We start from the raw sequence: 13,432 nt of genomic DNA on the forward strand, positions 1-13,432 counted from the left end.
AAAAATGATGTGCCACGTGCCGGGGCGCGGGGCAGCTAAAGGGCGGGATTATAGCTTAAAAGCGATCCTAAGCCTCTAGCAGTGAGTGGCAAGCCTGGGACGCACTGTTCGGAGGGGCCACGGCAAGCCGGCGCCTGGGACTTGTGGGGAGGGGATCCATCGGCCTGGCTGCGAAGCAGTCCCCAAATCGGCGGCCTGGTTGCGCTCAACGGGTTTGGGGTCGCGGCGCGACTCAACGGGAATCCCCTCGCCACCAGGACTGCATCCGACTGCCGGCGTACGCTGCTCGCTAGGACGAGGCGCTATCGATTGTTCTGGGCAACCGCTGGTCAATCACCCGGTACAAGGCGCTGCCCTCAGGCCAGTTGCGCATGAACCGGGCCCGGTCACGTGCGTAGGCCGGGGCGAAGCTGGCGTGGGTGCGGTGCTGGCACATCGAGTCCAGGTCGATCAGCGCCCAGCGGTCGTGCTGCCAGAACAGGTTGTGACCCTTGAGGTCGCCGTGGCTGATGCGCTCGCGGATCAGGTCGGCGAACAGACGGTCCAGCGCCAGCAATTCGGGCTCCGGCGCTTCACCGCTTTCCATGTAGGGTGTGAAGCGCTCGATGATGTCGGGCCCAGGCAGGTAATCGGTCACCAGGTACGCACCGCGACGCAGCCACAGGAAACGCTTTTCCAGCAATGCCAGCGGCTTGGGCGTGGCGATGCCGAGGAAGGCCAGGCGATGGCCTTCGCGCCAGGAATGCCAGGCACGGCTGGGGCGCCAGAAGCGCTTGAGCCAGTGGGCGAAATTCTTGATGTTGTAGCGCTTGATCACCAGGGGACGACCGTCCACTTCGACTTTGCCAACACTGGCCGCGCCACCGGTCTTGTACAGGTGTCCCTGGTCAAGCAAGGCATCCGCCTGCGCCAGGACCGGTGCCATGGCTGCCTCCTCGTCACGACGGATCGCCCGCAGGCCGAACGGTCCCCGTTGCACACTGAACAGGCTGCATTCGCGACCGATCTTCTCCAGGAAATCTTTCAGGCGCCAGGCCTGCACCTTGTCGATCTGTTTCTGCAGCGCTTCCATGGGCAGCGCGTGCTCGGCGTTACCGAGCAGGTAATGCACCAGCAGTTCCTCGTTGAACGGCTCGATGGACTTGGGTAGCTGGGCAAAGAACACCCCGAGGTTCTCCAGCACCTTCTGTCGCGACAAGGGTTGCCCAGGGGTTTCGGCGCGGATGCCGGCACCGTCGATCAGATAGAGCTTGCCGCCATGACGCAGCAGGTTGTCCAGATGAAGATCTTCCTGCCACAGGCCTTTGCTGTGCAGCTGGGCAATGGCGCCCAAGGCCTCGGCCAGCACAGCCGTCTGCTCGTCCGCCAGCAAGGGCAGGTGCTCGACCTGCTTCCAGGCATCCGCCAGGCTCTCGGCCTCTTCGAGCAACTCGAACAGCAACCAGCCGCCCTCACCTTCTTTCAGGCCATCGGCAAGCAATAGCGGAGTGGTCAAGCCCTGCTCGGCCAGCAAGCGCACGCCCTGCAATTCTCGCTGGAAGTGCCGGGCGGCCTTGCTGCCCACCAGCAACTTGGCCAACACCGGCCGGCCGCGCCACACACCGGCACCGACATAACGCTGCCCCGGCAACACTCGCAACAGCGTCAGCAGCTGCAGTTGCGCCGGCCCGGCGGCGTCCGCCAATTCCAGGCTCAGCGGCAGGACCGGGCTGCGGCCGGCATCTTTCAGTTCGGACAATTGCATCAATGGGCTTCCTTGTGGCTGCGCCGGGCGGTAAGGCGGCTCATCCAGCTATCGACCAGTGCCCCTTCGATCGGCTGGTCCAGATAGGCAGACAGTAGCTCGCGCACGTCGTTGTCATTCCAGGCGCGAGCGCGACGCAGCAAGGGCTCCAGATCCTTGACCCGGTCGCGCTGGCCGAACAGCAGTGGTCGAGTCTTCTCCAGATCGATCAACCGGGCCTGGTAGCCGTTCGCGATCGCCTGCAGGAAGATGTGCTTGGGATAGAAACAGCCATGGACCTGACGCATGCCGTGCAGGCGCCGCGCCAATTGGCCGCAGGCCTGCAGGATGGCGCAGCGTTGCGCTACCGTCAGCGCCGGCCAGCGATGCAATAACGAATCCAGGTCGTCCCAGCCGTCGAGCGCCCGGGTCAGCAGGATCGCACGCACCTCGCCGTCCACCTTGCGCTGGCCGTAGAACACTGCTTGCAGCGCCGGGATCCCCAGTTCGCGATATCGGCTGATATTGCGAAACTCCCGGGAAAAGCTCGGCTCGCCGAAGGGATGGGACCAGGTTCGAGTCAGGTAATTGCTCTGGCGCTTGAGGTAATAGCCCTGCCCTTCCAGTTCAAGCCGGAACACGCTGCTCCAGCCCCCGCCCGAGGTATTGGGTTCATCCACGGCGTCCAACTGCCGCGCCCACAGAGCCTCGAAGCTGTCCAGGCCGTGACGCGCCAGCAAGGGCCGGTCTTCGGCGGCCAGAAAATCAGTCATTCACGCCCCTCGAAAAATCTCACCACATGGCGGATGCGCTTCTTGTCGCACGCATCGAGCCGGTCACGCTGGCGGTATTGCAGGTAAAAGCGCAGGCGCTGGGTGGCGGACAGGTGATACTTGGCCACTTTATCCAGGCATGCCAGGTCTTTGGTGATGCGGTACTTGAGCCAGAAACCACGCCAGAAATCACCGTTGGGACAGTCGATCAGGAACAGTCGCGACTGGTCGTCCACCAACAGATTGCGCCATTTCAAATCGTTATGGGTGAAACGATGTTCATGCATGATCCGGGTGTACCCCGCCAGTTGCTGGCTCACCTTTTCGACCCAGGCGCGATCGGCCAGGCGCTGGTCGTGATGCTCGGCCAGGGCGGAAAGGTCCTCGGTATGGGGCAGCTCACGGGTGATCATCGCGCCGCGGGCATAGGCCGCGCCATGCCGTTCCAGCCCCCAGGCGACGACTTGTGCCGTGGGAATGCCCCATTTGGCGAAACGCTTGAGGTTCTGCCATTCGGACTTGACCCGGGGTCTGCCCAGGTAGCGCCGCAGGCCCTTGCCGGCCCCGGTGTAACGCTTGACGTAATAGTTCACGCCATTGCGCTGTACCCGGATCACCTCCGACAGCGGGTCGCGTGTCAGGCGCTCGCCCTCCAGGGCGAACACCGCGTCGAGGCTGCCGAAATCCCGCGCCAGTTCAGCGTAGGCAGGTTCCAGATTCCAGCCCGACATCAGAGCGCGTCCCCGTACCGTTGTTTACGTGCATAGAGCTTGTTGGCCTTGCCTTCGAGCCAACGCAGCAGCGTGGCTTCTTCGGCGAGGATCCGGCGCAGCGACTGCTGGAAATAGCCTTTGAGAAAACGCAGCTTGTCACGCTGTGTCAGGCCAATGTCCAACGCCGAGAAATACAGCGCCGCCAGGTCCTTGTTGCGCCAGCGCCGGGTGATGGCCGGGCGGGTCTGGGCACGGTGCAGGTCGATCACCGACAGTTTGAGATCCGCAGCCGTGACCGGTTTGTCGGTGTGCAGCAGGAAATGGCAGATGTAGCAGTCTCGATGGTTGACCCCGGCACGGTGCATCATGCCGGTCATGCGTGCCACCTCGGCGATCAGGGCCCGCTTGAGTGCCGGTTGCGGCGGCTGCCTGACCCAGTCGATGCTGAAATCTTCGAGGCTGATGGTAGGCGCCAGCTCCTCGGTGACAATGAAAGAGTGCTGGTCTGCCGGGTTGCTGCCTTTTTCGCCATAGGCCACGGCCGTCATGGTGGGTACACCGACTTCCTGCAAGCGCTGGATGGCTTTCCATTCCTGCCCCGCCCCCAGGACCGGCAATTTGGCAGTCAGCAGGTTCTTGAAGATTTCGCCCCAACCGATTCCCCGGTGGATCTTCACGAAAAAGCCGCGACCGTCCACCTCCGTGCGCAAGGTGCGCCGGGCTTCCAGTTCGCGATAGACCTCGCCCTTGAGCGCTTCGACTTCGGCGAACGCATCGCGTCCGGCCCAAAGGCTCTTGAACGGTTCGGCCAACATCACTTTCATTGTGCGTGCTCCGCCAGAATCACGTCGGCCGCGTGCTGCGGCATGCTGTAGAGGTCCGCCGTTTCGGCGAAAGCCAGGCCGTTGCGGCTCCAGGCAGCCCGCGCCTCGGCGTCGCTCAGCATCCGCTGCAGGTACTCGGTGAGCTGGGCCTGTTCGAACGGCTCGTCCAGCACCAGGCCGCAATCGGCCTCGGCAATGTAATGAGCGTACCCGCACACCGCGCTGACCAGCACCGGCAAACCGGCCACCAACGCTTCCAACAGCACGGTGCCAGTGTTTTCGTTGTACGCCGGGTGGATCAACAGGTCGGCCCCTAACAGGAAACGCGGGATGTCACTGCGGCCCTTGAGGAACCGCACGTTGTCGCCCAGACCCAACGCGGCGCTCTGCAGTTGGAATACCTTGGGGTCGTCCTGGCCGATTACAAACAATCGGGTGCGTTTTTTCAGTTCCGCCGGCAACGCGGCCAGGGCCTTGAGGCTGCGATCCACGCCCTTGGTCTTGAACCCGGAGCCGATCTGCACCAGCAACAGCTCGTCGTCAGCCAGTTCGAATTCGGCACGGAACGCGGCGCGTATGTCATCGGCATCGGCGGGCCGTCGGCGATCCTGGGCGATGCCCGGTGGCAGCAGGTGAAAGCGTTCCAGCGGTGTGCCGTAGTGCTTGATGAACAGCGGCTGCTGGACTTCGGAAATCATCAGCACATCGGTTTTCGCATCCTTGGCGAACACGGCCCGCTCGTACTCGGCGAAATGCCGGTAGCGGCCCCAGCGCCGGTACAGCGAGTTGCGCAGGTTCTGCGCCTTGTCTTCGAAACAACCGTCGGCGGCGTAGTACACGTCCAGGCCGGGCATTTTGTTGAAGCCGATCAAACGGTCCACCGGGCGCTTGGCCAGGTCGGCCTCCATCCACGCACTGAGCTTCTCGTTACGGCGGTGATTGAACAGCGCCTTGACCGGCGCCACCAGCACCTCGAAACCGGGCGGCACGTCTCCTTCCCAAATCAGCGTGTAGACACGGATCTGGTGACCGCGTCGCTGGCACTCCAGGGCAATGCGCATGAAGTCACGCTGCAGGCCACCGAAAGGGAAGTACTTGTACAGGACAAAAGCCAATTGCATCAGCGTGATTCCTCAGCCAATAACGTGCTCAGGTGGCTGGCGACACGCTCGGGGTTCAGACGCGTGAAGCACAGGGGCTGCTCGCGTTTCAGGTCAAACCGCCGGGCATCTTCGGCGGTCGGCGGATAGGTGCATTGTTTCTGCATGCAGGGTGCACAAGGAAAATCACTGGCAAGGTGGACCTGGCCCTTGCCGTAGGCACCGGTGAGTACCGGGTTGGTGGGGCCGAGCAGGGAAATGGTCGGCACGTCCAGCGCCGCGGCCAGGTGGCCCAGCCCGGTGTCCACGGCCACGCAAGCCTGAGCGCCGGCCAGCACCTTGCCCACAGCGCCCAGGTTCAGCTTCGGCAACACCTGGGCGTTGCGCAGCCCTTTGGCGATGCGCTCGGCCCGGGCCTTTTCCAGGGGGCTGCCCCACGGCAACTTCACCACCACGCCGAGCTGCCCCATGCGCTCGGCGAGCTGGCGCCAATAAAGCTCCGGCCAGTGCTTGGACTCCCAGGTCGTGCCATGCAGGAACACCACGTAGGGGTATTGGCGCGGCAATTCCACCAGCTTGTCGACGTTCAGGCCATAGTTGCCCAGGGTCTGGGGCAGGTCATACCCCAGCGCCAGCGCGAACAACTGCCGCACCCGCTCCACCGCATGCTGACCGCGAGCCACCGCCAACCGACGGGAATAGAACCGCGCGGCCAGGGGTTCACGGGCCGATTGCTTGTCCAGGCCGGCCACCGGAGCCTTGACGTAACGGGTCAGCCAGGCGCTCTTGAGCAGGCCCTGGGCATCGATGACCAGGTCGTACTTTTGCGCCCGCAGGCTCTGCTTGAAGCCTCGCCACTCGCCGCTCTTGATGGTTTGCCAGAGGTTCTTGCGCCAGCGCCGAATCGCCACCGGTATGACCTTGCCCACGGCCGGGTGCCAGGTGGGAATCTCGGCGAAACCTTCTTCCACCACCCAGTCGAACCGGATGCCAGGGATCGCTCGCGCGGCGTCGGTCAATGCCGGCAGGGTGTGGACCACATCGCCCAGGGAGGAGGTCTTGATCAGCAATACCCGCAAGTTACTGGACCTCCACGGGGGTGCCCTGCACGCGCGCCAGGGCATCGGTCACCGATGGCGGCATGAGCTGGCGCAGGCAGTTGTAGTGGCCGAAGCGGCAAGTGCGGTCGAAGCATGGGCTGCATTCGATGCCCAGACGCACTACTTCGACCTTGTCGGCCAGCGGCGGGGTAAAGCCCGGCGAGGTGGAGCCATAGACAGCCACCAGCGGACGGTTCAGGGCCGCCGCCACGTGCATCAGGCCTGAATCGTTGGACACCACCGAGTCGGCGCAAGACAGCAGGTCGATGGCTTCGGCCAGGGAGGTATCGCCACTGAGGTTCACCGCCTCTTCCCGCAGGCCGGGAATCAGGCGCGAGCGGATGTCTTCGCCCACCGGGTGATCCTTCTTTGAACCGAACAGCCACACTTGCCAGCCTTCACGGATCTTGGCTTCCGCGACCTGGGCGTAATGCTCGGCCGGCCAGCGCTTGGATTCGCCGAACTCGGCCCCCGGGCACAACGCAAGCACCGGACGGTCAAGGCTCAGGCCGAACCTGGCCAAAGCAGCGTCACGGGTCACCGGGTCGATCTGCAGGCTCGGCCGCGGATAAGGTTTCGGCAGCTCGGCACCCGGCTCATAGGCCAGGGCCATGAACCGCTCGATCATCAGTGGATAGCGGTCCTTGTCCAGCTTGCGCACATCATTGAGCAGGCCGTAGCGCAGCTCGCCGCGCCAACCGGTGCGCTTGGCAATGCCGGCGAAGAACGGCACCAGGGCAGATTTCAACGAGTTGGGGAGCAGGATCGCCTGGTCATACTGACCGGCCAGGGATCTGCCGATACGCCGGCGGGTCGCCAGCTCCAGCACGCCGTGACCGAGCGGGAAGCTCAAGGCCTTGCGTACTTCGGGCATGCGCTCAAGGATCGGCCGGCTCCACTCAGGGGCCAGGACGTCGATTTCGCACTGCGGATGGCGCTGCTTGAGGCACTGGAACAGTGTCTGCGCCATCACCATATCACCGACCCAACTGGGCCCAACGATCAGAATATTCATGTGCTTTCCAAAAACGATACGGGGAGGCCTACGCCTCCCCGCCTCGAGAATCACTGTGGCTTAGGTCGTTGCCTGCTGCCCTAATCTACAACACACCGCCAATCTACCGAGGGAGCGAGCCTGCTCGCGACAAGGCCAGCTCATTCAACATCAATGTCGCCTGACATTCCGCTATCGCCAGCAAGCTCGCTCTCACATTTAAAGCTTCAGCTCAGCCCCAGCTCACCCCAGATCCGCAATACCTGGCGGCGCTCATCCACGAACTGGTCGCCTGCGATCACCCCGGCATCTTTCTGCAAGGCCTGGCGGTGGGCGGCGGAGCGGTAGGCTTTATAGGCTTCGCGCAACAGCGTGGCATCTTCGGCCGGCATCAGACCGACCTCTTGCAACCCGTCCAGGATGCGGATGTTATCGGTGTAGCGCACCAGCGAGGGATGCTCTTCGGACCACGCCAGAGCCGCGTATTGCACCATAAATTCAATATCGACGATACCTCCGGCGTCCTGCTTGAGGTCGAAGGGCGCCGAGGCGTCGAAGGCGTTTGCCGCCGTCCCGGCGGCGGTGGCCTTGCTACCGAGATTGTCGCGCATCTTGGCGCGCATCTCGCTGACCTCCTGGCGCAGCGTCGACAGGTCACGCTTGCGCCCCAGCACCTGGGCGCGGACTTTCTCGAAGGCCTGGCCCACATCCTGGCTTCCCACCAGCACCCGGGCCCGCACCAGTGCCTGATGCTCCCAGGTCCAGGCTTCGTTTTCCTGGTAGCGGGCGAACGCCCCGAGGGAACTGACCAGCAACCCCGAAGCACCGGAAGGCCGCAGGCGCATGTCCACTTCATACAACTGCCCGGAGTTGGTCTGGGCCGTCAGCAGGTGAATGATCCGTTGGCCCAGCCGGGTAAAGAACTGGGCTCCATCGATGGGTTTCGGTCCGTCGGTTTCCGCCTGGGGATCGCCGTCATGGATGAACACCAGGTCCAGGTCGGAACCATGCCCTAACTCCAGGCCGCCGACTTTCCCATAACCGACAATAATGAAGCCCGGATCGCACAGACTGCCGTCGGTGCGCAGCGGCACACCGTGCTTGGCCACGGTCTGGCGCCAGGCCAGGGCCAGGACCTGTTCGAGAATCGCCTCGGCCAGCCAGGTCAGGTAATCGCTGACCTTCATCAACGGCAGGCTGCCGGCAATTTCCGAAGCCGCCACCCGCAGGCGATGCGCCAGCTTGAAATGCCGCAGCGCTTCCATCTGCTGTTCGAGATCATCCTCGGGGATCCGCGTCAGGCGCTCGCGCAGCTCGGCGGCCAGCTCCGGCGCCAGGGGCGGCTTGAACAGACGACCTTCATTAAGCAGCTCGTCGAGCAGCAGGGGGAAACGCGTGATCTGTTCGGCAATCCACGGGCTGGCCGCGCATAGCGTCAACAAACGTCGCAGGGCACCGGGGTTTTCCGTCAGCAGCACCAGGTAGGCCGAACGGCGGGCCACCGCTTCCACCAACGGCAGTACCCGCTCCAGCACCAGGTCCGGATCGGCGTGCTCGACGGCCTGGGCCAGCAGGCGCGGAATGAAGGCATCCAGGCGTTCGCGCCCCAGGCGCTGCATGGCGCGCAACTGCGGACTGCCGCGCAGGGCCGCCAGGGCCCTGAGCGCCTTGGGCGCGTCACGGAAGCCGCCCTCCTGCAACTGCCGGCACGCCGCTTCCTCGTCCTGACTGTCTTCCCACAAGGGCAACCATTCGCCGCCCACCACCACTTCGCTTTCGCCGCCCTCTTCTTCATCCGGGTCGGCGATGACCTGGCCGAAGTGCCAGGCCACGCGTGCGCGCCAATGCATCAGTTGTTCGTGGAAAGCCGCCCAGTCGGTAAAACCCAGCATGAACGCTATGCGCGCCTGGTCCTGGGGGGTGTCGGGCAGCATCTGGGTCTGGCGGTCGGCGATGGCCTGGATAGCGTGTTCGGTATAGCGCAGGAACTCGTAGCCCTGGCGCAACTCGTCGATCACCTTGGCCGGCAGGTAACCCTGGCCCTCCAGCGTCCCCAGCACCTTCAACAACGGCCGCTGCTGCAGACTCAAATCGCGGCCGCCGTGGATCAGCTGGAATGCCTGAGCGATGAACTCCACCTCGCGAATGCCACCCGAGCCCAACTTGATGTTATCGGCCATGCCCTTGCGCCGCACCTCCTGCTGGATCAACTGCTTCATGGTGCGCAACGCTTCGATGGCGGAAAAATCCAGGTAGCGGCGATACACGAAGGGCCGCAGCATATCGAGCAGTTGCGCGCCGGCCGCCTGGTCTCCGGCCACTACCCGCGCCTTGATCATGGCGTAGCGTTCCCAGTCGCGGCCCTGGTCCTGGTAGTACTGCTCCAGCGCGTTGAAGCTCAGCACCAGCGCACCGGCCGAGCCGTAGGGACGCAGGCGCATGTCGACGCGAAACACGAAACCATCGACCGTCATCGGGTCCAGGGCCTTGATGAGGCGCTGGCCCAGGCGGATGAAAAACTCCTGGTTATCCAGTGGCCGCTTCACCCCGACGGTTTCGCCTCCCTCGGGGTAGGCGAAGATCAGGTCGATGTCCGACGACAGGTTCAATTCCACCGCGCCGAGCTTGCCCATGCCCAGGATCACCATCTGCTGCGCCGTACCGCTGCGCCGGCCGGTAGGCGTGCCGAATTGCTGGCAGAGGCGCTGATACAGCCATTGATAGGCCTGGTCAATGCAAGTGTCGGCCATGTCCGACAGGTCGCGACAGGTCCGGACCAGATCGGCCCGACGGTTCAGGTCGCGCCAGATGATCCGTACCTGTTGCCGGGTGCGCTGGCGGCGCAGGACCCGACCCAGCTCGTCCTCGGTCTCGGCGGCCTGGACCGCGGCGCCGATCTGCCGGCACATTTCCCCGGTCGCCAGGTCGCGATCCAGCTCGCCGCTGCGTACCAGCTCCAGTAGCATCACGGGGTCACGAAGACTCTGCTCGATGACGAAATCGCTGGCGACGGCGACGCGGTTGAATTCGCCCCAGCGTTCCGGCGTCCAGGTGGCCAATCCGTGATCGTCATCCAGTGAGGCGACCGACGCACGGAACGACTGCTCGGCACGGCTGACCAACGGCAGGAGAATTGCCGGTACTTCGGCAAGCGGGGGCAGGCTCATGGTCTATCCTTGATCGGCGCGGGAAAGGCTGGATGTAGTGTTTTTTCGAGAGCCACTACCTGATCGACTGTCGAACAAAGATGATAAATAGCTGAAAATCTGATTTTATTGGCAGCCGACATCAAGTTTTTACCTGTTCGAGTTAGCTAAAGACCAACAGTAACGATTATTCTCACAACGAAACGAGGGGCCAAAAGCCTTTCATGTGTAGTTTTACTACTCGTCTATACATTCGGGAGGCTGAAACGGTCGACGATTTGTAGTAAAACTACACGCCGCCGAAACAACCTTCGGCAATCCAAGAATTTATATCGTCTGCCCACAAGGCCAGTCGCAAACTCAGGCAACCGATTCTGGTAGCCTTTCCGCCCTGGAGCAAGCCATGCAAGACCTCGATCCCGTCGAAACCCAGGAATGGCTGGACGCCCTGGAATCGGTTCTCGACAAAGAAGGCGAAGACCGCGCTCATTATCTGATGACCCGCATGGGCGAACTCGCGACCCGCAGCGGTTCGCAACTGCCCTACGCCATCACCACGCCATACCGCAACACCATCCCCGTTACCCACGAAGCACGCATGCCTGGCGACCTGTTCATGGAACGCCGCATTCGCTCGTTGGTACGTTGGAACGCATTGGCCATGGTGATGCGTACCAACCTGAAGGATTCCGACCTGGGCGGTCACATCTCCAGCTTCGCCTCCAGCGCGACGCTGTACGACATCGGCTTCAACTACTTCTTCCAGGCCCCGACCGACGAACACGGCGGCGACCTGATCTACTTCCAGGGTCACGCATCGCCAGGCGTCTACGCCCGTGCGTTCATGGAAGGCCGCATCTCCGAAGACCAGATGAACAACTTCCGCCAGGAAGTGGACGGCAACGGCCTGTCCTCCTACCCGCACCCTTGGCTGATGCCTGATTTCTGGCAGTTCCCGACCGTTTCCATGGGCCTGGGCCCGATCCAGGCGATCTACCAGGCACGTTTCATGAAGTACCTGGAAGCCCGTGGCTTCATCCAGCCAGGCAAGCAGAAGGTCTGGTGCTTCATGGGCGACGGCGAGTGCGACGAGCCGGAATCCCTCGGCGCGATCTCCCTGGCCGGCCGCGAGAAGCTGGACAACCTGATCTTCGTCATCAACTGCAACCTGCAGCGCCTCGACGGCCCGGTTCGCGGCAACGGCAAGATCATCCAGGAACTCGAAGGCGTGTTCCGTGGCGCCCAGTGGAACGTCAACAAGGTTATCTGGGGCCGTTTCTGGGACCCATTGCTGGCCAAGGACGTCGACGGCATCCTGCAGCGTCGCATGGACGAAGTCATCGACGGCGAATACCAGAACTACAAGGCCAAGGACGGCGCGTTCGTCCGCGAGCACTTCTTCAACACGCCTGAGCTCAAGGCCATGGTCGCCGACCTGTCCGACGACGAAATCTGGAAGCTCAACCGTGGCGGCCACGACCCGTACAAGGTCTACGCGGCGTACCACCAGGCGGTCAATCACAAAGAACAGCCGACCGTCATCCTTGCCAAGACCATCAAGGGTTATGGCACAGGTGCCGGCGAAGCGAAGAACACCGCGCACAACACCAAGAAAGTCGATGTCGACAGCCTGAAGTTGTTCCGCGACCGCTTCGACATTCCGGTCAAGGACAGCGAGCTGGAAAACCTGCCGTTCTTCAAGCCCGAAGAAGGCAGCGCCGAAGCCCGTTACCTGGCCGAGCGCCGTGCCGCGCTGGGCGGTTTCGTACCACAGCGTCGCGCCAAGAGCTTCAGCGTCCCGACGCCGCCACTGGAAACCCTCAAGGCTATCCTGGACGGTTCGGGCGACCGTGAAATCTCCACCACCATGGCCTTCGTGCGAATCCTCGCGCAACTGGTCAAGGACAAGGAAATCGGCCCGCGCATCGTTCCGATCATCCCGGACGAAGCCCGTACCTTCGGCATGGAAGGCATGTTCCGCCAGCTGGGCATCTACTCGTCCGTCGGCCAGCTCTACGAGCCAGTCGATAAAGACCAGGTGATGTTCTACCGCGAAGACAAGAAGGGCCAGATCCTGGAGGAAGGCATCAACGAAGCGGGCGCCATGAGCTCCTTCATTGCCGCCGGTACTTCGTACTCCAGCCACAACCAGCCGATGCTGCCGTTCTACATCTTCTACTCGATGTTCGGCTTCCAGCGCATCGGCGACCTGGCCTGGGCCGCTGGCGACAGCCGCACCCGTGGCTTCCTGATCGGCGGTACCGCCGGCCGCACCACGCTGAACGGCGAAGGCCTGCAGCACGAAGACGGTCACAGCCACATGCTGGCCGGTACCATCCCGAACTGCCGCACCTATGATCCGACCTATGGCTACGAGCTGGCGGTGATCATCCAGGACGGCATGAAGAAGATGACCGAAGAGCAACAGGACGTCTTCTACTACATCACCGTGATGAACGAGTCCTACCAGCAGCCAGCCATGCCGGCCGGTGTCGAGGAAGGCATCGTCAAGGGCATGTACCTGCTCGAGGAAGACACCCGCGAAGCGGCGCACCACGTCCAGTTGATGGGCTCCGGCACCATCCTGCGCGAAGTGCGTGAAGCGGCGAAGATCCTGCGTGAAGAATTCAACGTCGGTGCCGACGTGTGGAGCGTCACCAGCTTCAACGAACTGCGTCGCGACGGCCTGGCCGTAGAGCGCAGCAACCGCCTGCACCCTGGCCAGAAGCCAAAGCTGAGCTACGTCGAAGAATGCCTGAACGGTCGCAAAGGTCCGGTCATCGCCTCTACCGACTACATGAAGCTGTTCGCCGAGCAGATCCGCCAGTGGGTTCCTTCCAAGGAATTCAAGGTGCTGGGCACCGACGGTTTCGGCCGTAGCGACAGCCGCAAGAAGCTGCGTCACTTCTTCGAAGTCGATCGTAAGTTCGTTGTGTTGGCAGCCCTGGAAGCCCTGGCTGACCGTGGCGATATCGAACCCAAGGTGGTGGCCGAGGCCATCGTCAAGTTCGGCATCGATCCGGAAAAACGCAACCCACTGGACTGCTGAGGAGAATTTT

The 13,432-nt window shown here is 62.9% G+C and carries 9 protein-coding genes; 1 reads left to right on the top strand and 8 read right to left on the bottom strand.

The genetic code is table 11. The annotated features are described in order from the left end of the window. Positions 1–289: 289 nt before the first annotated feature. From BW992_RS04665 to glnE, 8 genes are all read right to left on the bottom strand, one after another. Positions 290–1,744 carry a lipopolysaccharide kinase InaA family protein gene (locus tag BW992_RS04665; protein WP_072398548.1) on the bottom strand — a complete coding sequence of 485 codons (1,455 nt, stop codon included), beginning with the start codon at positions 1,742–1,744 and terminating at the stop codon, positions 290–292. After that, on the bottom strand, positions 1,744–2,496 hold the full coding sequence (locus BW992_RS04670; protein ID WP_072458646.1) for a lipopolysaccharide kinase InaA family protein: 753 nt from the start codon (positions 2,494–2,496) through the stop codon (positions 1,744–1,746). Before BW992_RS04670 ends, BW992_RS04665 begins: the two co-directional genes overlap by 1 nt. Next, complete coding sequence (locus BW992_RS04675; RefSeq protein ID WP_072398550.1) at positions 2,493–3,227, bottom strand: lipopolysaccharide kinase InaA family protein; 735 nt, start codon at positions 3,225–3,227, stop codon at positions 2,493–2,495. The genes BW992_RS04670 and BW992_RS04675 overlap by 4 nt, the downstream gene beginning before the upstream one ends. Then, positions 3,227–4,033, bottom strand: a complete 807-nt coding sequence (gene rfaP, locus BW992_RS04680) for a lipopolysaccharide core heptose(I) kinase RfaP (protein ID WP_076405689.1) — start codon at positions 4,031–4,033, stop codon at positions 3,227–3,229. Before rfaP ends, BW992_RS04675 begins: the two co-directional genes overlap by 1 nt. Further along, complete coding sequence (locus BW992_RS04685; protein WP_072398552.1) at positions 4,030–5,154, bottom strand: glycosyltransferase family 4 protein; 1,125 nt, start codon at positions 5,152–5,154, stop codon at positions 4,030–4,032. The genes rfaP and BW992_RS04685 overlap by 4 nt, the downstream gene beginning before the upstream one ends. Then, positions 5,154–6,212 carry a lipopolysaccharide heptosyltransferase I gene (gene waaC, locus BW992_RS04690; protein WP_072398553.1) on the bottom strand — a complete coding sequence of 353 codons (1,059 nt, stop codon included), beginning with the start codon at positions 6,210–6,212 and terminating at the stop codon, positions 5,154–5,156. Before waaC ends, BW992_RS04685 begins: the two co-directional genes overlap by 1 nt. A 1-nt stretch (position 6,213) precedes the next feature. Then, positions 6,214–7,248 carry a lipopolysaccharide heptosyltransferase II gene (gene waaF, locus BW992_RS04695; protein ID WP_072432172.1) on the bottom strand — a complete coding sequence of 345 codons (1,035 nt, stop codon included), beginning with the start codon at positions 7,246–7,248 and terminating at the stop codon, positions 6,214–6,216. Between the two features lie 206 nt (positions 7,249–7,454). Continuing rightward, entirely contained in the window at positions 7,455–10,394 is a 2,940-nt protein-coding gene (glnE, locus tag BW992_RS04700; protein WP_076405691.1) for a bifunctional [glutamate--ammonia ligase]-adenylyl-L-tyrosine phosphorylase/[glutamate--ammonia-ligase] adenylyltransferase, read from the bottom strand. A 382-nt stretch (positions 10,395–10,776) separates the two neighbouring features. Between glnE and aceE the strand changes: the two genes are divergently transcribed. Then, entirely contained in the window at positions 10,777–13,422 is a 2,646-nt protein-coding gene (gene aceE / locus BW992_RS04705; protein ID WP_072398556.1) for a pyruvate dehydrogenase (acetyl-transferring), homodimeric type, read from the top strand. The last annotated feature ends 10 nt before the right edge of the window (positions 13,423–13,432 follow it).

Source organism: Pseudomonas sp. 7SR1 (genome assembly GCF_900156465.1).
Lineage (GTDB): Bacteria > Pseudomonadota > Gammaproteobacteria > Pseudomonadales > Pseudomonadaceae > Aquipseudomonas.